The organism is Alteromonas abrolhosensis, assembly GCF_001953635.1.
In the GTDB taxonomy this organism is placed as follows: Bacteria; Pseudomonadota; Gammaproteobacteria; order Enterobacterales; family Alteromonadaceae; genus Alteromonas; species Alteromonas abrolhosensis.
Genome location: NZ_MEJH01000003.1, coordinates 116245 through 137123, shown reverse-complemented (window position 1 = coordinate 137123; position 20879 = coordinate 116245). Strand labels below are relative to the sequence as shown.

At 46.0% G+C, this 20879-nt stretch carries 14 protein-coding genes; 11 read left to right on the top strand and 3 right to left on the bottom strand.

Going from position 1 to position 20879, the window contains the following annotated elements:
• Complete coding sequence (locus BGK61_RS02725; RefSeq protein ID WP_076012572.1) at positions 1-1299, bottom strand: methyl-accepting chemotaxis protein; 1299 nt, start codon at positions 1297-1299, stop codon at positions 1-3.
• Between the two features lie 209 nt (positions 1300-1508).
• On the opposite strand from BGK61_RS02725, the gene BGK61_RS02720 reads away from it, so the two are divergent.
• From BGK61_RS02720 to sstT, 5 genes are all read left to right on the top strand, one after another.
• Positions 1509-2801 (top strand): TMEM143 family protein, encoded by a 1293-nt coding sequence (locus BGK61_RS02720; RefSeq protein WP_076012573.1) that lies wholly within the window; start codon positions 1509-1511, stop codon positions 2799-2801.
• 260 nt (positions 2802-3061) lie between these two features.
• Positions 3062-4609, top strand: coding sequence for an exonuclease subunit SbcD (gene sbcD / locus BGK61_RS02715; protein WP_014997461.1), 1548 nt, complete (start codon positions 3062-3064; stop codon positions 4607-4609).
• 3 nt (positions 4610-4612) lie between these two features.
• On the top strand, positions 4613-8350 hold the full coding sequence (locus tag BGK61_RS02710; RefSeq protein ID WP_014997462.1) for an AAA family ATPase: 3738 nt from the start codon (positions 4613-4615) through the stop codon (positions 8348-8350).
• A gap of 125 nt (positions 8351-8475) precedes the next feature.
• The gene (locus BGK61_RS02705) at positions 8476-9897 is read left to right on the top strand and encodes a S41 family peptidase (protein WP_076012574.1); all 1422 of its coding nucleotides are present in this window, start codon (positions 8476-8478) and stop codon (positions 9895-9897) included.
• Positions 9898-10011: 114 nt separating this feature from the next.
• Complete coding sequence (gene sstT / locus BGK61_RS02700) at positions 10012-11232, top strand: serine/threonine transporter SstT (protein ID WP_014997464.1); 1221 nt, start codon at positions 10012-10014, stop codon at positions 11230-11232.
• Positions 11233-11267: 35 nt separating this feature from the next.
• Here the strand turns inward: sstT and hutG are convergent, their stop codons facing one another.
• Both hutG and hutI read right to left on the bottom strand, forming a co-directional pair.
• Complete coding sequence (gene hutG, locus BGK61_RS02695; RefSeq protein WP_076012575.1) at positions 11268-12236, bottom strand: formimidoylglutamase; 969 nt, start codon at positions 12234-12236, stop codon at positions 11268-11270.
• The gene (gene hutI / locus BGK61_RS02690) at positions 12229-13488 is read right to left on the bottom strand and encodes an imidazolonepropionase (protein ID WP_044556921.1); all 1260 of its coding nucleotides are present in this window, start codon (positions 13486-13488) and stop codon (positions 12229-12231) included. The genes hutG and hutI overlap by 8 nt, the downstream gene beginning before the upstream one ends.
• Before the next feature lie 192 nt (positions 13489-13680).
• On the opposite strand from hutI, the gene BGK61_RS02685 reads away from it, so the two are divergent.
• The 6 genes from BGK61_RS02685 (at position 13681) to nagA (ending at position 20836) form a co-directional block, all read left to right on the top strand.
• Positions 13681-14505 (top strand): UTRA domain-containing protein, encoded by an 825-nt coding sequence (locus BGK61_RS02685; protein WP_076012936.1) that lies wholly within the window; start codon positions 13681-13683, stop codon positions 14503-14505.
• 105 nt (positions 14506-14610) lie between these two features.
• Positions 14611-16350: a urocanate hydratase gene (gene hutU / locus BGK61_RS02680; protein WP_014997468.1), complete on the top strand. Its 1740-nt coding sequence runs from the start codon at positions 14611-14613 to the stop codon at positions 16348-16350.
• A gap of 2 nt (positions 16351-16352) precedes the next feature.
• Complete coding sequence (gene hutH / locus BGK61_RS02675; RefSeq protein WP_014997469.1) at positions 16353-17933, top strand: histidine ammonia-lyase; 1581 nt, start codon at positions 16353-16355, stop codon at positions 17931-17933.
• 131 nt (positions 17934-18064) lie between these two features.
• Positions 18065-18559, top strand: coding sequence for a CreA family protein (locus tag BGK61_RS02670; RefSeq protein WP_157888786.1), 495 nt, complete (start codon positions 18065-18067; stop codon positions 18557-18559).
• A 262-nt stretch (positions 18560-18821) separates the two neighbouring features.
• Positions 18822-19697, top strand: a complete 876-nt coding sequence (locus BGK61_RS02665) for a glucosamine kinase nucleotide-binding domain-containing protein (protein ID WP_014997471.1) — start codon at positions 18822-18824, stop codon at positions 19695-19697.
• Positions 19694-20836 carry an N-acetylglucosamine-6-phosphate deacetylase gene (nagA, locus tag BGK61_RS02660; RefSeq protein ID WP_076011474.1) on the top strand — a complete coding sequence of 381 codons (1143 nt, stop codon included), beginning with the start codon at positions 19694-19696 and terminating at the stop codon, positions 20834-20836. Before BGK61_RS02665 ends, nagA begins: the two co-directional genes overlap by 4 nt.
• The last annotated feature ends 43 nt before the right edge of the window (positions 20837-20879 follow it).

The window sequence follows — 20879 nt, the reverse complement described above, 5'->3', positions numbered from 1 at the left end:
TTAGCGTAAGATACCTGATACGGTTTCAGATACGTTTAATGCGCCTTTTTGAATTTCATCAATGATGCTTTGAACCTGCGCAATTTGCTGGCTGTTTTGGTCAACACTGTCTTTAACACCGGCCATTTTCTTCGTAGACTTATCCGCAAGTTTTCTATTCTCAGCAACAACGCTTTCAATTTCTACCGTTGAGTCACTAGTGCGTTGCGCCAGCTGTCTAACTTCATCCGCTACTACGGCGAAGCCTCGACCTTGATCACCCGCTCGAGCAGCTTCAATTGCAGCGTTTAGTGCTAACAGGTTGGTTTGCTCAGCAATGCCACTAATGGTCGTTACAATGGTCTCAATCTTAAGCGACTGCTCGCTCAGTTGATGCATGAGTTGATTGGTTTGTTCAACCTCTAACAGTGCAGAATCGAAAATCTCTACGCTGCGCTGCAAAGATGAAGCGCCATCCGCAGCAATTTGTGAGGTTTCTTCGGCGGTTGAAACCGCTAATTCTGCCGCCTGGGCAATTGCGTGTTTTTCGTTAACCGCATCGGTAATATTTGAAGCAAATTTAATAACTTTCACAACACGACCAGATGCATCAAAAACAGGGTTGTAAGTTGCCTCTAACCACAGCGCATTACCATGCGAATCTACGCGTTCAAATTGACCAGAAGAAAAGTTGCCGCGAGCAAGGTTATCCCAAAAATTTGGGTTCTCTTGATAGAACTTGTCACGACAGAACATACGGTGGTGCTTGCCTTGAATGTCGGCCAAACTGTATTTTACTGTAGCAGTGAAGTTTTCGTTCGCAGTGATAATCGTACCGTCAGGATGAAACTCGATTACTGCCATCGATTTGTTCAGTGCGTCTGTCACGGCTTTACCAGCAAAGTACGCATTTTCGTGTTCAGTGATATCGTGATAGATAGCATGAATTTCTGTACTGCCGCTTTTATTCACCGACACGTAGCTAGCTTTAAGCCATTTCGTTTCACCTAACGCTGACTTTCTTGCCACCGTATCGCTAAAGCTGCCGCCATTTACTAAATGTTGCCAAAATGATCTATACTCCGATTCAGGTTCAACGCCTTCAACACGCATAGCTGCGTGGGAAAACGACGCTACGGTTGAATTCGGGTAGTCTAAAATGGAAAGTAAAGCGGGAGAGGCAAATGTGCACTGTCCATCAGATTTATAGATGGCGTAAGCCATAGTGTTTTTGAACGCATCCAGCGTACCAAGCAAGCTTTGGCTCTCATCCCTAAGAGCCGATATATCAGTATTGTACCTTGAACTTGATACGAACATAGCGTCTCCGATATTAGCAAGTATGTTTAAGAAATAGTGTAGACTATGTTAACTTTGTTTAATAATTGCGTCGTTTAGACATTAGGCGAAGCTTATGTTCTAGGACTTATCAATTAGGCGTAAATTCACGTTAAGTGGTTGTTTTCTCTGTTACAGTACGGTAACTATCCTTACCGAACAAGAGACATTCGAACTAATAAGACCACTCGATGCCACTAGAACGTTTTATCCCATTTCGTAAACATGATGTAAGTACGTTGTGTGAACAATTACTTAAACATGACCTAACACGTTTTCGCACATTCTCAACGCTGTTAGTTAACCGCATTCATTACCAATACCACGAACAACTTGAGCGTCTAAAAGACAGCTACAATCACTTCGACCCTAATAAAGACACGCGAGATTTATTGCCTTCAAGTGAAGCGGCTCGTAAGCAAAGTCAAAAAGCGTTTGCGAGCGAGTTTGCCAAGTTACTCAATGCAGCTAATTTCGAGAAAGTTACCGACGAAGATTTAGAAGCAGCACTGAGCGAAGAGTCTCTGTTTAAAGTGCGTCTTGCAGTTAGCTTTGACGATTTTGAGGATGTGGTGTTTTTTCGGCGGGGCGAGTCGGTAAAAACTGAAACTGTGCGTACTTTTTTCGGTTTGCGAAAAAAGCAGGTGTCGTTTACCAACTACGATAAAGTGGCCGTTTATATCACTTTTAAAGATGACGCGTACTTCAAAGAGAAAGGACAAACGCCAGTCACCTTCAAGCCAGGTTCGACCATAGTAAAGCTTTTTCAAAACGTACCTAAAGCAGACTTGGAAATGCTGTTTCCAAACAGTGAAGTTAAAATGCGCCCGCTAGATAAGTTGATTATTAGCGCATCGGCGGCAATAGGTGGCACCGTAGTGCTGGTGACTAAGTTAGGCGCGTCGTTACTTCTCATGGCGTCTTTCCTCGCCTTTTGGCTTGGCTTTAAAGACGACGAAGTGGAGCTGACAAAGCAAAGTCTAATCACTTTTGGCATTGGCATGGGTGTGTTCGGAAGCTTTGTCTTTAAAGAATGGACTAAGTTTAAAAACAGAAAAATACGCTTTATGAAAGCCCTGTCTGACAATCTCTATTTTAAAAATTTAGACAATAACGCAGGCGTGTTTCATACGTTAATTGATGCTGCAGAGGAAGAAGACTGCAAGGAAGCATTGTTGGCCTACACATTTTTGCTAAAGTGTAGTGAAGCCTTTTCTGAAAACTCCGCCGCATTTGGCGCATCACGTTCAGAAAAAGAGATTGCAGCGGGCGGCATGACATTAGCAACTCTTGATAGTGTGATAGAAAGTTACTTTTCAGAAGAGCTTGATTGTGCTCTCGACTTCGACGTTACTGACGCTATTAATAAGCTGGTGGACATGGAACTAGTCGAACAAGACGGCGATGTTTTTGTAGCGCGGCCGCTTAACGGTGCTGTGAATACACTCGATGATTACTGGGATAACATTTATCAGCCTGTTTAATGTGCGCTTGCCTCGCCCTTATTTAGAACGAGCTAGCATATTCCACAATGCGCGCTTTATGACATCAGTTTTCTTGACGAGCAGTGCGAAGATATAACTATTTCATACAAGCAATCACGCTATCAAAGCGTTGTCATAAAAGCACAAAATCTCTATAGTTGCCTTAAGGTGTGTAGAACTATATACACATCTTGGCAACAGCCGCATTGCACTGAATGCGCATCTCTATCTCCAATGCAACAAGCCTGGTTCTCTTCTACATGAAAATATTGCATACGTCTGACTGGCATTTAGGTCAGAGTTTTTTTACGAAAAGTCGCAAAAATGAACATGCCGCTTTCCTTAAATGGCTTCTTCAACAAGTAGAAGCGCATCAAATCGATGCGATTATTGTCGCGGGTGATGTGTTCGACACAGGCACGCCGCCTAGCTACGCCAGAGAGCTTTACCATGCGTTTATTGGTGAGCTACAGGGCATGCAGTGTACATTGGTGGTGCTGGGGGGAAATCACGATTCAGTGTCGGTATTAAACGAAAGTAAGGCGCTACTGAAGTACTTAAATAGCCACGTAATAGCCAGTACATACGGCGATTTAAGTGAACAAGTCATTACGCTTAACGATCGCAATGGGCAGCCCAGTGCCGTACTGTGTGCCGTACCCTTTATTCGTCCACGTGATGTGCTTGTCAGTGAGGCAGGGCAAAGCGGCACTGACAAGCGTCAAGCACTGGGCGATGCGATAAAGCAGCATTATGGGGCGCTTTATAATGAAGCCCTGTCACTGCGCGCTTCAATTGAAGAAAAACAAGCAGAACAGGGCAGTAAAAATAGCGCTGCTATTCCTATTATTGCTACCGGGCACTTAACCGCTTTAGGCGTGAGTCAGTCAGAAAGTGTGCGTGATATCTACATTGGCACCCTTGAAGGCTTTGACGCCAAAGGGTTTCCGCCCGCCGATTACGTTGCACTTGGGCATATTCACAGGCCACAGAAAGTGGCTAAGACAGAACACATTCGCTATTCAGGCTCACCCATACCGCTAAGTTTTGATGAGCTAAACACGCAAAAGCAAGTAGTGTTGGTAACGTTTGAATCTGAAAGCACAACGCCAACTATCTCAACGCTTCCTGTACCGCGCTTTCAGGCGATGGAAGTAATAAAAGGCGACTTAAAAGCTATAGAGGCGGCCATTAATGAAAGCAAGGCTATCGCGTTAGCTTCTCACACAGATGATGCCGTTAGCGAATTGGATGAAGTAGATAAAGCCCTTAGCGAAGTGGATAAAGCCCTTAGCGCAACGGATAACGCCATTAGTCCTCAAGAGCCCGTGTGGCTATGCATTGAGGTTGAAACAGAAGACTATCTGACTGATCTACAGCAGCGTATTCAGGGCTTGTTAGAAGGGAAAAACGCTGAGATTTTACAGTTGAAACGCAAGCGTAAGCGCACAGTAAATAGCTTAACGGAAAAGCAAAACGTTCAGCTTAGTGAACTATCAGTAAACGATGTATTTGAAGCGCGTTTGGCATTGGAGAGCATAGAAGATAATCCAACAAGTGAGCCGGTACCAAGTGAGTCGGTACCAAGTGAGTCGGCACCAACTGAGTCGGCACAAGGAACCCTGCTAGATGACGACCAAAGCCCCCGAGCAATGGAAGAAGCAGGTTCAGAGAAAAGCGCTTCACGCATAAATCGGATAAGGCAGCTGTTCAATGAAGCGCTAGAGCGGGTGCATACCAATGATGAAGATGCTGAAGTATCAGTAGAGGCACCATTGGCAAACACAACAGAAAACAAAGGCGAGTAATAAATGAGAATATTGACCTTACGCCTTAAAAATCTAAACGCCTTAAAAGGGGAGTGGAAGATAGATTTTACCCAGTCGCCGTTTATCGACAATGGCCTGTTTGCTATCACGGGTCCAACAGGGGCAGGTAAAACCACCCTACTTGATGCCATTTGTTTAGCGCTTTATCACCAAACCCCTCGCTTGGGGCCAATTTCAACGTCTAACAACGACATCATGACCCGCGGCACGGCGGAGTGTTTGGCGGAGGTTGAGTTCGATATTAAAGGGAAAGCATACCGTGCGTTTTGGAGTATGCGTCGGGCCAGAGGGAAAGTTGACGGTAACCTGCAAAGTGCCGATGTTGAGCTGGCCGAAGTTGAAAGCGGCAAGGTATTGGCTACCCAAGTTAGGCCGAAAAGCGAAGAGATTGAAAAGCTGACTGGTCTTAACTTTGCCCGTTTCACCAAGTCTATGATGTTGTCGCAAGGGGATTTTGCTGCGTTTTTAAATGCTAACGAGGCCGACCGAGCCGAGCTGCTTGAAGAGTTAACTGGCACCGAAATTTACGGGCAGATATCACAGGCAGTACATCAGCAATTTAGTGACGCTAAACAAAAGAAAAAAGAGTTTGCGATAAAGCTAGAAGGCGTAACCTTGCTTAGCGACGAGCAAATCACCCAGCTTGAAGAAGAGCAAGCACAAACCAAGAGCCAAGTCGCAACGTCTAACCAAACACTTGTTCAGTTACAAAAGCAACAGCAGTGGCAACAAGCGTTTAACGCCAATGAGCTCTCCATTAAAGAAGCCAGTGAAGCGCAGCAGAGCGCGAATAACGCCATCAATGAGGCGAAGCATGAGCTTGAACTCCTAACCCAAAGTGAGCCAGCTGAAAAGCTTCGCCTGCCATTTTTGCAAAGAAACGGGCTTCAGCAAGACGTAACCCGTTATAAAGAAAGGCTTGAAGAGAAAGCAGCCCAGTTGCCAGACTTAAAATCGCAAAAGGCACAGCTCAGTTTGGAAGTGACCAACGCTGAACAAGCGTTAGTTCTTACAAAGCAACAAAGCAGTGAGCTTGAAAAGCGCATAAATGAGCAGGTAGTTCCGCTAGATAACCAAATAGCGCAGCTCACTACTGAACAGCAAAAAGCAAACGAAAACGCGGCACGTTTAAAGCAATCAATAAACGCGTTAACGCTAAAGCGCACAGAAATCGAAAACGCTTCGGCAGATAACAAGACCAAGCTTGGTGAACTGGAAACCTACTTACGTGAACATCAATCACTTAGCGGCATAGCGGAATTTATAAGTGGCTGGAGTGAAACGGCGCGCCATATTGAACATGATAAAAAGCAGTTAGAAACACTGACACAAAGCGTAAATAATCATCGTCAGGCGCTTTCATCCCTAGATGACGCTATCGCAAAAACAAATGAGTCGTTAAGCGCGTTAACGCAGACCTTCGATGACAAAAACGCGCAAGTAGCCAAGTGCGAAAAGGCACTTCAGGCCGCGCTATCTGACAAACCAAGTGATACTAATAGTGCTAATGCAACCAGTAAAGCAAGCCTTCAGCAAGAGCGTGATACCAAGCTTCATCATTGGGATAACGTATTACAGATAGGGCATATTCAACAGCAATATTTGGCACTAGAACAAGAGAAAGTATCGCTGGGTGCGCAAAAGGAAGACTTAGCGAAGAAACTAGCTCAGCAGCAATCTGACCGCCAAGCCTTGGTTGATGCTTACAAGCAAACTCGTAGTAATTTAAAAGACATAGAGGCGCTTATTGCCTTGGATGCTGAAGTGGCGCACCTGCGCGCACAGTTAAAAAGTGGCGAGCCATGCCCTGTCTGTGGGGCTAACGAACACACCACGTCTAGCGTGGTTATTGATGTACCTGAAACTATCCAAAAGCGAGATAGCTTAAAGCAGCAGTTAGATGATATTGAGCAGCAGGGGGCGCGGGCAAAAGAAAGTGTTACACAAACTGAATTCACTCTTGCTCAGGTTAATAAGCAGCTAGAACAGGCAAGCGGGCAACGAGATACGCTGCTAGAAAAGTGGCAGCAGATTTCAAGCGTACTTAGCGCTGATATATCGAGTTTTGAAAAGGTCGACATTAATACATCGCAAAGCGTCGCTCAATTTACCCAGCAGTTTAAAACTCGTCTCGATGATATTAGTGCTCAATTAACGCGTTTAGAAGAGTGCGAGCAAGCTCTAAATGCTGCACTGCAGGCTAAAAATGAAGCGCAACAGGCATTACAAGCCAAGCAGTCAGAACTTGCAGTTTCTCTGCAGCAGCGCGAAACCTTTGAAAAGCAACTTACCGAACGTAATACAGAGTTGGAGAACAAAACAAAAAGGGTTAACGATGGTATTTTAGCGCTCAGCGAGACTATGACGGCGCACGGTGCTGATATTCACAACCTGTCTATTGATGGAATTGCCACGTGGTTAAATGAAAAAGCCGAAGCGCTAAAAACTTATAAACACAATCATCAGCTACACGCCAAACTTAAAGATGAGTTGCAAGGGGTAAGTAGCGCCTTGCTTGTGGTCAGTCGTGATATCGAAAGCGCTGAGAATCAGCTTAAGGGCGTATGCGAAGAGCTTCTGCAGCTAGATAATAGCCTAAAGGCGCTGCGAGACTCGCGCTCAACCGTATTCCCTGAAGGCAATATTGCTGAAACCAGAAATAAGGCAAGCGCTGCCCAAGAACACGCTGAGCGAAATGTAAATGAATGCAAATCTCGCCTGCAACAAACGGACACTATTTTGTCTCGTTTAGAAGCAGAAATTGCCCAGCTTAATGAGCAAATGCGCGAAAAAGAGCAGGCACTTTCAGAGGCAACAGAGCACTTTAGCCGTCAGTTGGCGAGCAGCCCATTTGCCGATGAGCACGCGTTTAGCAATGCCCTTTTAGACGAAGATGCCCGCAACACCTTGCTTGAACTGCAAAAGCGATTAACTCAGCAAAAACAACAAGCGGACTTAAAGCTAGAAAACGCGCTAGCTACCCAACAATCGCTAAAAGCCCATACTAACGCAGCATTGTGGCAGAGCGAGTTAGAAGAGCACGGTGCACAGTGGCTCGATACGAAAATTACCCAGCAAGCTCAGCAGCGTGACACGCTGTTATCGTCTTTAGGGCAAATAGAACAGCAGCTAAGCGCTAACAATCAAGCCCGCGAAAGGCAGCAGCAGCTTGTGGATGAGATGGCCGCGTTTGAGGCCTATTACGACGATATTACTTACCTGCACTCGTTAATTGGTTCGGCCAGCGGCGACAAATTCAGACGTTTTGCTCAAGGGCTTACTCTGGACAACTTAGTGCAGCTTGCAAATCAGCAGCTTGATAAATTACACGGTCGCTATCAGCTAATTCGAAAAGAAAATGAAGGGTTGGGTTTAAGTGTATTAGACACCTGGCAAGGTGACGTAGTGCGAGATACCAAAACCCTGTCTGGCGGAGAAAGTTTCTTAGTGAGCCTAGCGCTGGCATTAGCTTTATCTGACTTGGTCAGTCACAAGACCAGTATCGATTCGCTGTTTTTAGATGAAGGCTTTGGCACCCTTGATGCTGAAACTTTAGATGTGGCCCTTGATGCGCTAGACAACCTAAATGCCAGCGGAAAAATGATTGGTGTGATAAGCCATATTGAAGCCATGAAAGAGCGTATTCCTACTCAGCTTAAAGTGATTAAACGCAACGGTGTGGGGTTAAGTGCGCTAGAAAAACCTTATGCGGTGGGGTGAACTCACCGCTTTAGGGATTAGTAGCTAAAACGTTTGCTTACAAGTATATGCGCGGTAAATGCTCGCAAGATCATAGTTTTATGATACTTTATCGTTATTAAAAGTAGATATGGACATCATATTTAGTGAAACGATTTGCGATACTCCCTCTTTTTGCCTCTTTCTGTTCGTTTGGTAGTACCTTTCAATGTGAAAGTGAGTTTGCATGGCTAAAGAGCACGTTTGAAAACAACGATGCTGGTTTTCAATATAGCGTAGAGAAAAAAGGGCAGGACCTTTATTCCGCCCACAATAATGCCATCTTGGCTCGGGTACAAAGCGCGAAGAACGAAGCGCAATGCCAAACTGTGCTTCGCGACTGGCTTACGTTTTTTCGCAAGGGGCATGTTGGTCTTGTACTAAATACAAATGGTTCAGAAGAAACGGTACGCGAATCGGTAGCGCATGATTTCGATTTATCGGCATTTAAACAATATTTAAAAAGCAAACGTGACGAAACTCTTGAAGGGATTTGGCAATTCTCAAGCTATACAGTTGCGTTAAAAAAAGAAGGTAATGTCCATAAAGCTTATATCGTTGAAAGTACTAATCCGTCATGGAAGGCGGGACAAGTAAAGTTCATCCTTAACGACCCTGCAGACAGCAATACTGAGAAAGTGACGTTTTTTATGGGCGATCACTCCGCCCGACAAATCGATACCATTACGTACTTGGGTAACAATGAAGTGGTGTTGGGCAATAGCTTTATTGTTATGTCGCGTGAGGAACCGCGACAAGAATCATCCCCTGAAATAACACGCTATGTTCGCCTGCTTAGTACAAAAGCTCCGCTATTCGAGAAAGTTTCAGAGAACACTGTGTTAGTTCGCATACCGGCTTTCGATCATGCCTTCAAAAAAGACATCGACGCGGTTATCGCTAAGCACCTGGATACGATTTTAAACACTGAAAACCTCATTATCGACATCCGAGGAAACGGTGGTGGTAGTGACGTAAGCTATGCGTCTTTACTCCCTATTTTATATACCAACCCTATTCGCACTGTAGGCATGGAATATTTATCTACTGAGCTTAACAACTCTAGAATGCTTGGCTTTTTGGAAAACCCTCATTTTAGTGAAGAAGAAAAGCAGTGGGCAAAAGACGGGTACGACATTCTTCAGCAACACATCGGCAGCTACATCAACATTGATGACGACGTAACGGTGGAGACATTCGATAAAATCGAACCTCTGCCAAAAAGTATTGGCGTACTCGTTGATTCAAGTAATGGCAGTACCGCAGAACAGTTTTTGCTGGCGGCTAAGCAAAGCAAAAAAGTAAAGTTGTTTGGACAAACCACCGCAGGTGTACTCGATATCTCTAACATGTATCAAATTGATTCGCCGAGCGGTACTTTTACCTTACATTACAGTTTAACCAAAAGTTTGCGTATTCCCCACATGGCCATTGATGGGGTAGGCATTCAGCCAGACTATTATATTGATGGAGAGCTTCCTCTATACCAGTGGACGTCTTATACGCAAAAGGTACTTGAAGGCATGTAAACCCTCATAAACGGCAAGCATACGGTTATTTGCGAGTAACTAAGACCAAACAGGTTCATTTGTGTAACGTAATCCTTTATGGTGCGTCGTCAAAATAATAATGGACCAGCATTTATGGATTCAACGTCACGCCCGAGCCTGTTTCAGCGCTACATGAATGGCAGTTTGGTACTGCAAATTATCATTGGTATCGTATGTGGTATTGCGATAGCTACTTTTTCACCTTCAGCTGCTCAATCAGCAGGGCTATTGGGTAACTTATTTGTAAAAGCCCTAAAAGCAATTGCTCCTTTATTGGTTTTTGTTTTAGTCATGGCGTCCATCGCCAACCACAAGCAAAACGAGCAAACCTTCATAAAGCCTGTTTTGGTGCTCTACCTTGTAGGTACGTTACTGGCCGCGCTCACAGCCGTGTTGGCAAGCTTTGCTTTTCCTACAAGCTTAAGCTTAGTGACTTCAGAAGTTAGCCAAGCTGCGCCGAAAGGTGTGTCGGAAGTCCTAACTACTTTGCTTTATAACATGGTAGATAACCCGGTAAATGCGTTAGTAAATGGAAATTACATTGGCATTCTCACATGGGCTGTAGGTCTAGGCTTAGGTCTACGTCATGCTAGCGAGGCAACGAAAGCGCTACTTCAAAATATGGCAGATAGCGTAACAACCGTGGTGGGTTTTGTTATTAAACTCGCGCCCTTCGGTATTTTCGGCTTGGTAGCTAATACCATTGCTACAACGGGCTTTGAAGCATTGCTTGGCTACTCTCATTTATTAACGGTACTGATTGGCGCGATGCTATTTATCGCACTAGTGACCAACCCCTTGTTAGTCTTTCTGGCAACCAAAAAGAACCCTTATCCTTTGGTGTTCAAATGCCTGAAAGAAAGCGGTATTACGGCGTTTTTCACCCGTAGTTCGGCGGCGAATATTCCGGTAAACATGGCGCTTTGTAAACGCTTAAAGCTTGATGAGGACACCTATTCGGTATCTATTCCGTTAGGCGCCACCATTAATATGGCTGGGGCTGCGATCACAATAACCGTGTTGACACTAGCTGCGGTTAATACCTTGGGAATTTCTGTAGATTTCCCTACTGCTGTATTGTTAAGCGTTATCGCTGCGGTATCAGCATGTGGAAGTTCAGGTGTTGCAGGCGGTTCGCTACTGCTTATTCCGCTGGCCTGTAGCCTGTTTAATATACCCAATGAAGTGGCTATGCAGGTGGTTGCGGTGGGCTTTATTGTTGGCGTACTGCAAGACTCTGCTGAAACAGCATTAAATAGCTCTACCGATGTCTTGTTTACCGCCGCTGCGTGTGAAAGGGCAGGCGGCCAGTAAACATAAAAGCGTCAAATATAAAAGCGTTAAACAGTTTAAGTGTGCGAACTTACTGCATCTACCGCTTCAAAAATTAGCCGTGCAGCCAGCTTTGCTGTGCGGCTATCAATATCATAATTGGGGTTCATTTCCGCGACGTCACACAATCGCCATTGATACCCGTAAGTACTTTGGTGCTGTGCTAAAAAGTGTAGCGTGTTGATAACAAGTATGGGGGATATTCCCAATGCACTGGGCGCGCTAACGCCAGGTGCTTGTGCTGCTGGAAATGCATCTAAACATACAGTGACGTAAAGCTCATCGATGCCTTTTAGCATCGGAGATAGCAGCTCATCTATTCGTTGCATGCACAGCGATTCATCATTTAACGCCACGTCGGTTAAATAACGGGTCTTGGATGTATTGGCAAAGTTAAACAGCGCTGGTGTATTGGCCGCTTTCGATACGCCCAAACAAGCGTAATGAAACGGTGTATCGTGTAGCTGGCAGTGCTCATACACTTGCCTGAACGGCGTACCTGAACTGGTGTTAGGAGAAGGTTTTCTTAAATCAAAATGGGCGTCGAAATTAATAATACCAATGCGTGCGCTTTCGGGCTTAGCATTGAAAACCCCTTGATAGCTACCCCATGCAATTTCATGTCCCCCTCCCAGACCGATGACCAAACCATCATTTTGCTTGAGCGCATAGCAAATGGCGTCAGCATATTGGGTTTGTGCCTGGGCTAAGTTCTCTTTAGCGGTAACATTCCCTAAATCGGCTAATGATGCGTTTGGCCAGTGCCAAGGCAAGTTTGCAAGTGCCTGGCGAATAGCGTTTGGTCCAGCAGTTGCACCTACGCGGCCTTTGTTAAATGCCACACCTAAATCACTTTCAAAACCAACAAGGGTAACGGAGTTGGCCAATGAATTATCTTCGCCCACTTCAAGTTCGTTAACTTTTTGATGCCAACGTAGGCCCTCAACACCGTCTTCACTGTCTATTCTGCCTTGCCACTTAAACATGTTTACCTTCCTTAAACACCGCAATGGGGCGGTGTCCATTAATACAATAGGCAAGCTCTGCCGGTGTTTCGATATCCCACAGCGTTAAGTCAGCAAGCTTGCCTGCTTCAATAACACCTCGGTCGTGCAGCCCGAGTGCGCTAGCCGCGTGAGCAGTAGCACCGCGTAGCGCTTCTTCTGGCGTAAGTTGAAACAGCACACACCCCATATTTATCGCGGTAAGGATTGAGGCTAACGGCGAACTACCTGGATTAAAGTCTGTCGCTAATGCTATGGGCACATTGTGCGCCCTTAGGGCGTCTACTGGCGGCTTTTGAACTTCACTCAAGTAATAAAATGCGCCTGGTAAAAGCACGGCGACGGTGCCACTTTGGGCAAGTAATGGAATATCGCTGTCAGCTAAATATTCAATGTGATCTACCGATAGTGCGCCGTACTTAGCTGCTAGCACTGCGCCTTTGCTGTCACTAAGCTGTTCTACATGAGCTTTAATGGGTAAGCCGTGCTGCTGTGCGCAGCTAAACACTCGTTCTGTTTGTGAAGTTGAAAAACCGATGGTTTCACAAAATACATCAACGGCGTCAGCCAAGGTTTGCGAAGCAATATGAGGAAGTGCCTCGTCGCAAATAAAATCGATATATCCGTCTGAGTCCTCAGCAAATTCATTGGGCAGGGCGTGAGCGCCTAAATAGGTAGTTTGAATACTCACAGGAAGGTGCTGCTCAAGGGATTTAGCCACGCGTAACATACGCACTTCAGTGTCTAAATCCAACCCGTAACCTGATTTGACTTCAATGGTGGTAACACCTTCTTCGCACAGTCGCTTTGCTCGCTTTATCGCAGTGTGAAGCAGGGTGAGCTCGTCAGAGCGTCGAGTTTTTTCAACCGTCCCTTTAATGCCACCGCCGCGCTGCGCAATGTCTACATAACTTGCCCCCTGCAATCGCATTTCAAATTCTTCGGCGCGATTGCCGCCATACACTAGATGCGTATGACAATCGATGAAGCCAGGCAATAGCCACGGGTGTTTGGGCGTTGAACCTTCATTTTGGGGAATTAGGGTAGTGGCATCTATTACGCTTTTGGCCTGCTCAAACACGTCGTCTAGTGAGTCATCGCAAGGAAGTAACGCAGCAATTTTGCCGTCTTTTATGGCAATGGCGTGTGGCGGTAATTCGCCATAGGGCAACTTGTTGTCTTGCATAGACGCAATGCGAACATTGTAAATAAGCGTGTCGTACTGATAACCCATAACGTGCTCCACTCTAAGCCACCTCTTGTCTGGTTTTTTCGTCTAACTGGTCGTCTTGTTCTTTGTCTGGCGTTGTCCAGAATCTTTACTGAAACACAGTGTAAATTTTGAGTTCAGTGTACTTGTGCATACTTGTATATACAAGTATGCTGTTAGCATATTATTAACAATTTAGTTGTGAATGGCCACGATATGCAACCTCGGTACAGAGTAATTAAGACAGCAATTTTGGATGCCATCGAAAGTGGTGAAATGAAGCCGGGTAGCCAAGTGCCTTCAGAAAACCAACTTGCGCAGCAGCATGGTGTAAGCCGGATGACTGCGCGAAGAGCGCTAAGTGAAATGGTGGACGATGGCATTTTAATGCGCAGCCAGGGAATCGGCACCTTTGTGTCAGATAGTCGCCCTATGAGCTCAATGCTTGAGATCAAAAGCATTCGCGATGAAATAGAGCAGCGGGGGCATAGATACACTAACGAGATATTGGTGTTGGAAACTTCGCCAGCCAGTGACGCTATTGCTCAACGACTGGGTATGGATGTGGGAGAACCAGTATTTCATAGCATTATCGTACACTGCGAGAACAATCTACCTGTGCAGTATGAAGACAGGTGGGTTAATCCAGCGTGGATTAACGACTATTTAGATAAAGATTTTAAAGCTCAAACTGCAAACTTTTATTTAAATCAGGTCGCGCCCCTTTCACAAGCCGATCACAGCGTAGAAGCTGTGGTTGTTGAAAAAGATATTGCACAAGCACTTTTGATTAAGCCTAAAGAGCCGTGCCTTAAAATTACTCGACGAACCTTCTCTCGAGTGCCCAGCGCAATAACCAGCGATGAGAGCAAAATTGGCGAGCCCTCAACGGCGAATGCCAAGTTAAAGAACGGTTTAAAGGCTACGTCAGATACATCCTTAAATAATAGTCCAAAAGCGAGTTCAAGCGCAGTGGTTAGCCACGCGGTGCTGTATCACCCAGGCAGTCGATACCGCTTGGGAGGACACTTGGAGTTCTAAGTGTCATCGCGCCAAAGGTGCTAGCAACTCACTACTTTCTAAAAAAGTGACACTTCCTAATAAAAAACAAATCGGCAAACGTAAGAATATGCCTAGGAGAAGTTTATGAAACGCCTCGACCCTACAAGAGAAATACGTGCCCCAAGAGGCAGTACGCTAAATGCGAAGAGCTGGCAAACCGAAGCGCCGCTTCGCATGTTAATGAATAACCTGGATCCAGACGTTGCGGAGCATCCGCAAAATCTGGTGGTTTACGGCGGTATTGGGCGTGCAGCCCGTGATTGGGCGTCTTACGACAAAATAGTAGAAGTACTCAAGCGTTTAAATACTGATGAGACGTTGCTGGTTCAATCAGGCAAACCTGTTGGGGTATTTCCCACTCACGAAAATGCCCCTCGTGTGTTAATTGCTAACTCTAACCTTGTACCGCATTGGGCAAACTGGGAGCACTTTAACGCTCTGGATAAAGAAGGTTTGATGATGTACGGGCAAATGACGGCAGGGTCATGGATTTACATAGGCTCGCAAGGCATTGTTCAGGGGACTTATGAAACGTTTGTGAGCGTGGCTAAAACGCATTTTGAAGGCAGTGCTGAAGGGCGCTGGATTTTAACTGGCGGCTTGGGCGGTATGGGCGGAGCACAGCCTTTAGCTGCAACCATGGCTGGCTTTTCAATGGTAGCTGTGGAGGTGGATGAAACTCGCATAGATTTCAGAATTCGCACGGGCTATTTGGACAAAAAAGCGCAATCGTTAGAAGAAGCCATGCAACTCCTAGAAGAAGCCAAAAAAGCTGGGAAGCCTATATCAATTGGCCTATTAGGCAATGCTGCTGAAGTCTTTCCCGATATGCTAGCGAAAGGGATTATTCCCGACGTTGTGACCGACCAAACAAGTGCGCACGATCCGTTAAACGGCTATCTACCAGTGGGCTGGACTTTAGAACAAGCTGAAGCGCAGCGTAAGAAAGACGAAGCCTGCGTGGTAAAAAGCGCTAAACAATCAATGGCATTACAAGTTAAGGCAATGCTAGGTTTTCAGCAATCTGGTGCCGCCACCCTCGATTACGGCAACAACATTAGACAAATGGCACTAGAAGAAGGTGTTGCAAATGCCTTTGACTTCCCGGGCTTTGTTCCTGCGTATATTCGACCGCTTTTTTGTCAGGGCATAGGGCCTTTCAGATGGGCTGCGCTGTCGGGCGATCCGGAAGATATCTATAAAACGGACGCCAAGGTCAAAGAACTTATACCCGACAACCCGCATTTGCATAACTGGCTAGATATGGCTAAAGAACGTATTCAGTTCCAAGGCCTGCCCGCGCGTATTTGCTGGGTGGGGCTGGGTGAAAGACAAAAGCTGGGGCTTGCTTTTAATGAAATGGTTCGCAGTGGCGAGTTAAGCGCGCCGGTCGTGATTGGCCGGGATCATCTCGACTCTGGCTCGGTAGCATCACCTAATAGAGAAACAGAGGCCATGCTCGATGGTTCAGATGCCGTATCAGACTGGCCGTTACTAAACGCCCTATTAAACACAGCGGGTGGCGCTACCTGGGTAAGCCTTCACCATGGTGGCGGTGTAGGAATGGGCTTTAGCCAACACTCGGGCGTAGTGATTGTTTGTGACGGTACGGACGAAGCGGCTGAGCGTATTGCTCGGGTTCTTCATAACGACCCTGCCACAGGTGTAATGCGTCATGCAGATGCAGGCTACGATATTGCAAAAGACTGTGCTGCCAAGCATAACCTCGACCTTCCCATGATAAATAGCGGGGCTAATAATCAAAGCACCCATGGAGCAAACACACAGTCAAGCTCGAACAAAAGCTCTGGCGGGGAGAAATAGTCATGTTGCAATCATCTTTCACTGAAAGCAGTGGTGTTAAGCAACTTAACCTTGTGCCAGGCACGTTAACGTTAGATCAATTACGTGAAGTGCATAGAAGCCACGTTCATTTATCGTTAGATGAAAGTGCTATACCCGCTATAAATGCCGCTGAGCGTGTGGTGCTTAACGTTATTAAAGAGAACCGTACGGTCTATGGTATCAATACTGGCTTTGGTTTGTTGGCTAATACCCGTATTAACGTTGATGAGTTAGAGTTATTGCAGCGCAGTATTGTGTTATCGCACGCGGCAGGTACGGGCGACTTTATGCAGGAAGATACTGTGCGCCTGCTCATGTTGTTAAAAATTAACTCCTTGGCCCGTGGTTATTCTGGCATCCGTCTAAGCGTAATAGAAGCGCTCATTACCTTGTTTAATGCACAAGTTTACCCCGCCATTCCTGAAAAAGGTTCGGTAGGCGCCAGCGGCGACTTAGCGCCTTTAGCACACATGAGCGTGGTGCTGTTAGGGGAAGGGGAAGCGTTTTATAAAGGAGAGAGAATTAGTGCGGCCCAAGCCCTTGAAATAGCCGGTATGCAGCCCATTGCTCTGGCACCCAAAGAAGGCTTAGCGCTGTTAAACGGCACGCAAGCATCAACTGCTTTTGCACTTCAGGGGCTGTTTTATACTGAAAACGCGCTTCATAGCGCTATTGGTATTGGTGCGCTTACTGTTGAGGCCGCGTTAGGTTCTCGCGTGCCGTTCGATGCGCGGATCCACGAAGTGCGTGGCCACAAAAGCCAGAGCGATGTGGCGGCTGCGTTTAGAACATTGCTAGACACCTCAGAGATTGGTCATTCACATCAAAGGTGTGAAAAAGTACAAGACCCGTACTCTCTGCGTTGCCAGCCACAGGTGATGGGAGCGTGTTTACAGCAAATGCGCTACGCCCAAGACATTTTGGTGGTTGAAGCCAATGGGGTAAGCGACAACCCGTTGGTTTTTGTTGAAAATAATGATGACGCTGATACGCCAACTGGTGATATTTTGTCTGGCGGTAATTTTCATGCGGAAACCGTGGCAATGGCGGCAGATATGCTGGCTATTGCACTATCTGAAATTGGCGCGCTGTCGGAGCGCAGAATGTCGCTAATGATTGATACTCATTTAAGTGGTTTGCCGCCGTTCCTAGTTGAAAACGGTGGGGTAAACTCGGGCTTTATGATTGCGCAGGTTACCTGTGCGGCGCTTGCTAGTGAAAACAAAACCCTGGCGCACCCCGCATCTATCGATTCGTTGCCTACGTCTGCGAACCAAGAAGACCATGTGTCTATGGCTACCTTCGCCGCGAGGCGCTTACGAGATATTTTCGATAACGTGGCAGGAATATTGGCCATTGAATGGTTAGCCGCCTGCCAAGGGTTAGACTTTAGAAAGCCGCTTAAAACCAGTGAAAAGCTACAGGTTTTGATGCAGCTACTAAGAGACCAAGTGCCGTTTTACGACAAAGACCGCTATTTTGCGCCAGATATTGAAAAGGCAAAGCAACTTATTAAGCAGCACGACCTTATGGATAAGACACAGTTAAACCTGTTAGGCTAAAATGATCACTGGCTCGGTATTTCGAGTAAACAATAAAAGATCATAAATAGAGTAGAGGTGGGAATGATATGAAAACAAATGGACGTTGGTTAAGTTCAAACGAAGCTCGTACTTCTATGAATCGTACTTCTATGAAAGGCAGATTTAAGAGCGGCTCTTTTGCGAAAAGCACTGTGTTGGGTTTACTCGCCGCGTCGGTGTTTACGTTGGCAGGCTGTAGTGACAGCGAAGTGGGTGATGTGTCTCTTGGCCTTTTCACTACTAAAGACATTAAAATTGATGCGCTTCAAGATCCCATTGTGACAGGTGTAACCTGCCATATTTCAAGTATTGAAGCGAACCTTGATTTGTCGGACCCATCAGACAGTTCAATCGCGTGCAGACAAACCGGCCCTATTACGGCTGAGATGTTAAACGCCATTGATAAGTCAGATTCAGGGGAAGTGATATTCAAAAAATCGAAGAGCGTGTTTTTCAAGAACATGAAGCTTCGAAGAATTTATGATGCCGACTCAAAAACACTGATTTATTTGTCTTACAGTACTAAAGAGACGTCTGGCAGTTACAAACATAGTTTGTCTACTGTACCACTGTGGGAAACGCTAGCGTTTAAAAATCCAACTTAGCAAACACGCGTAAATTAGATATTAAAAATGCCCTCTAACATGAGGGCATTTTTTTGCATACTAACAGTCAGTATTCGGCTTTCTACAGGTCGCAGCAGCATGATTTTAGATCTTTTGACATTGCTCTTTATTCTAGAAATAACGGTCAAAAACTCACTCGGCGGGCTTCTATCTTGGCAAGAAAGCGAGTTATTCTGTGAAATCGGTGTGGTAAAGTGCACACAACAAGTTGTATTGAATAGTTAAGAGAAGCAGGTAACCCGTGAGTTACAAATATGTAGTGGGTATTGATGGTGGTGGCACCCGATGCCGGGCACTGTTGCAAGATATTGACGGTAATGTATTAGGTGAAGGGGCTGCAGGCCCTGCAAATATAATGACCAACCCCGAACAAGCAATGGGGTCGGTAATAGACGCAACGTTGGATGCAATAGCACATACGGCGCTGTCGATTACATGCGAAGAGGTGTTGCTAGCGGCTGGACTGGCGGGGGCTAATATTCCTCAAGCAAAGCAGACATTTTTAGCGTTAGACAACCCGTTTGCCGATACCGTGTTAATGAGTGATTTACACGCTGCTTGCTTGGGCGCGCACGATAACCAGTCTGGAGCCCTTATTATTTGCGGTACAGGCTCAGCGGCAACCCGTTACGACAAAGCCGTATTTACTGACAAAGGTGGTTACGGCCTGCAAGTCGGCGATGATGCGAGTGGTGCGTGGCTGGGCTTATCGGCCATTAAGCATGTACTGCTTTCATATGATGGAGTAGAGCCCGCCAGTGAATTAAAAGACAGAATTTGTGAACACCTTAATCTAGCGTCGCCTCAGCAATTAGTGGCTTTGGTAGCCAATTACAATGCTGCAGACTTTGGCAATATTGCACCAGTGGTGATACAGGCATATCGCGACCAGTGTGCCGCCGCAACATCTCTTATCCAAAGGGGAGCAAATTATCTCAATCAGTTGGGTGAAGCACTGATAAATCAGGCTTCGACATTGCCGCTATGTTTGGTTGGCGGTCTCGCTGATGTTTACACGCCTTTACTTTCGCCTTCTATCTCTTCTAATTTAACAGCGCCCCTAAAAAGTGCTGAATATGGCGCTATCAGCTTTGCCAAAAGAGTAAAAAGCGAATGAGAGAATCGATTACTGTCGAGCAGGTTTTAACGCCAAAAGGGTGGCTTGAAAACCAAACCATTACTGCTGATAGCGGCAAGATAGTCAGTATTAGCGATGCTAGCCCATCAGAACTCAGGGGTATTTATAAAGGAAAGCTCATCCCTGGGTATTTTGACACGCAAGTGAACGGCGGTGGTGGCGTACTTTTTAATCACAACCCTTCAGCGGCTAACGTAGAAACCATGGCGCTGGCTCATCTGCGTTTCGGCACAACGTCCATGTTGCCGACGATCATTACCGATAATGCTTCAACAATGGCTCAGGCGGCGGATGCCATTGCCGAAGTAATGGCGGGCGGCCCAGAGTGCATTAAAGCGTTAATAAAAGGGGTTCACTTTGAAGGGCCCTTTCTGAGCAAAGCTAAAAAGGGCGTACACGAAGCGCAATTTATTAGAACGCCTTCTGACGCAGAGCTTGAAACCTTGTGTCGCAAAGACATGGGTAAAGTTTTACTTACTGTCGCACCAGAAACGGTAAGTACCAGTTTCATAAAAGAAATGGTTGCTGAAGGAGTAGTGGTTGCAATTGGACACACCAACGCCAGTTATGAGCAAGTTCAGGCCGCTATCGATGCGGGGGCCACGGGCTTTACCCATTTGTACAACGCAATGTCTGCATTAACGTCGCGCGAGCCTGGTGCCGTTGGTGCAGCGCTACTTAACGACTCTGTGTATTGTGGTTTCATTATCGATCATCATCATTTACACCGTAAAAGTGCTGAGTTGGCATTAAAAGTGAAAAGTGCAACTCGCGCCATGTTGGTTACCGATGCCATGGCGCACGTGGGCAGTGACATTGAGCGCCTTCATTTTTTCAATACCGAAATTGTACGACATGGCGATAAACTTACTACGCCAGACGGAAAAACACTGGCAGGCTCTTGCTTGGATATGCATAGTGCAGTTTTGAACACCCATAATGATTGCGGTGTAACATTAGAAGATGCGAGCAAAATGGCGAGTGCCACACCAGCGCAATTTATGGGGTTGGAAAGTGATATAGGCTGTATTGCTGAAGGTCAACGCGCAGACTTTTTGCTGCTTAATTCGGCCAATGCGCTGACCCACGTTTTCAGTAATATGAGAATGGTCTTTTAGGTAAAAATTTAGTATTAACTTAAATGGCTTTGAAATAAGGAAG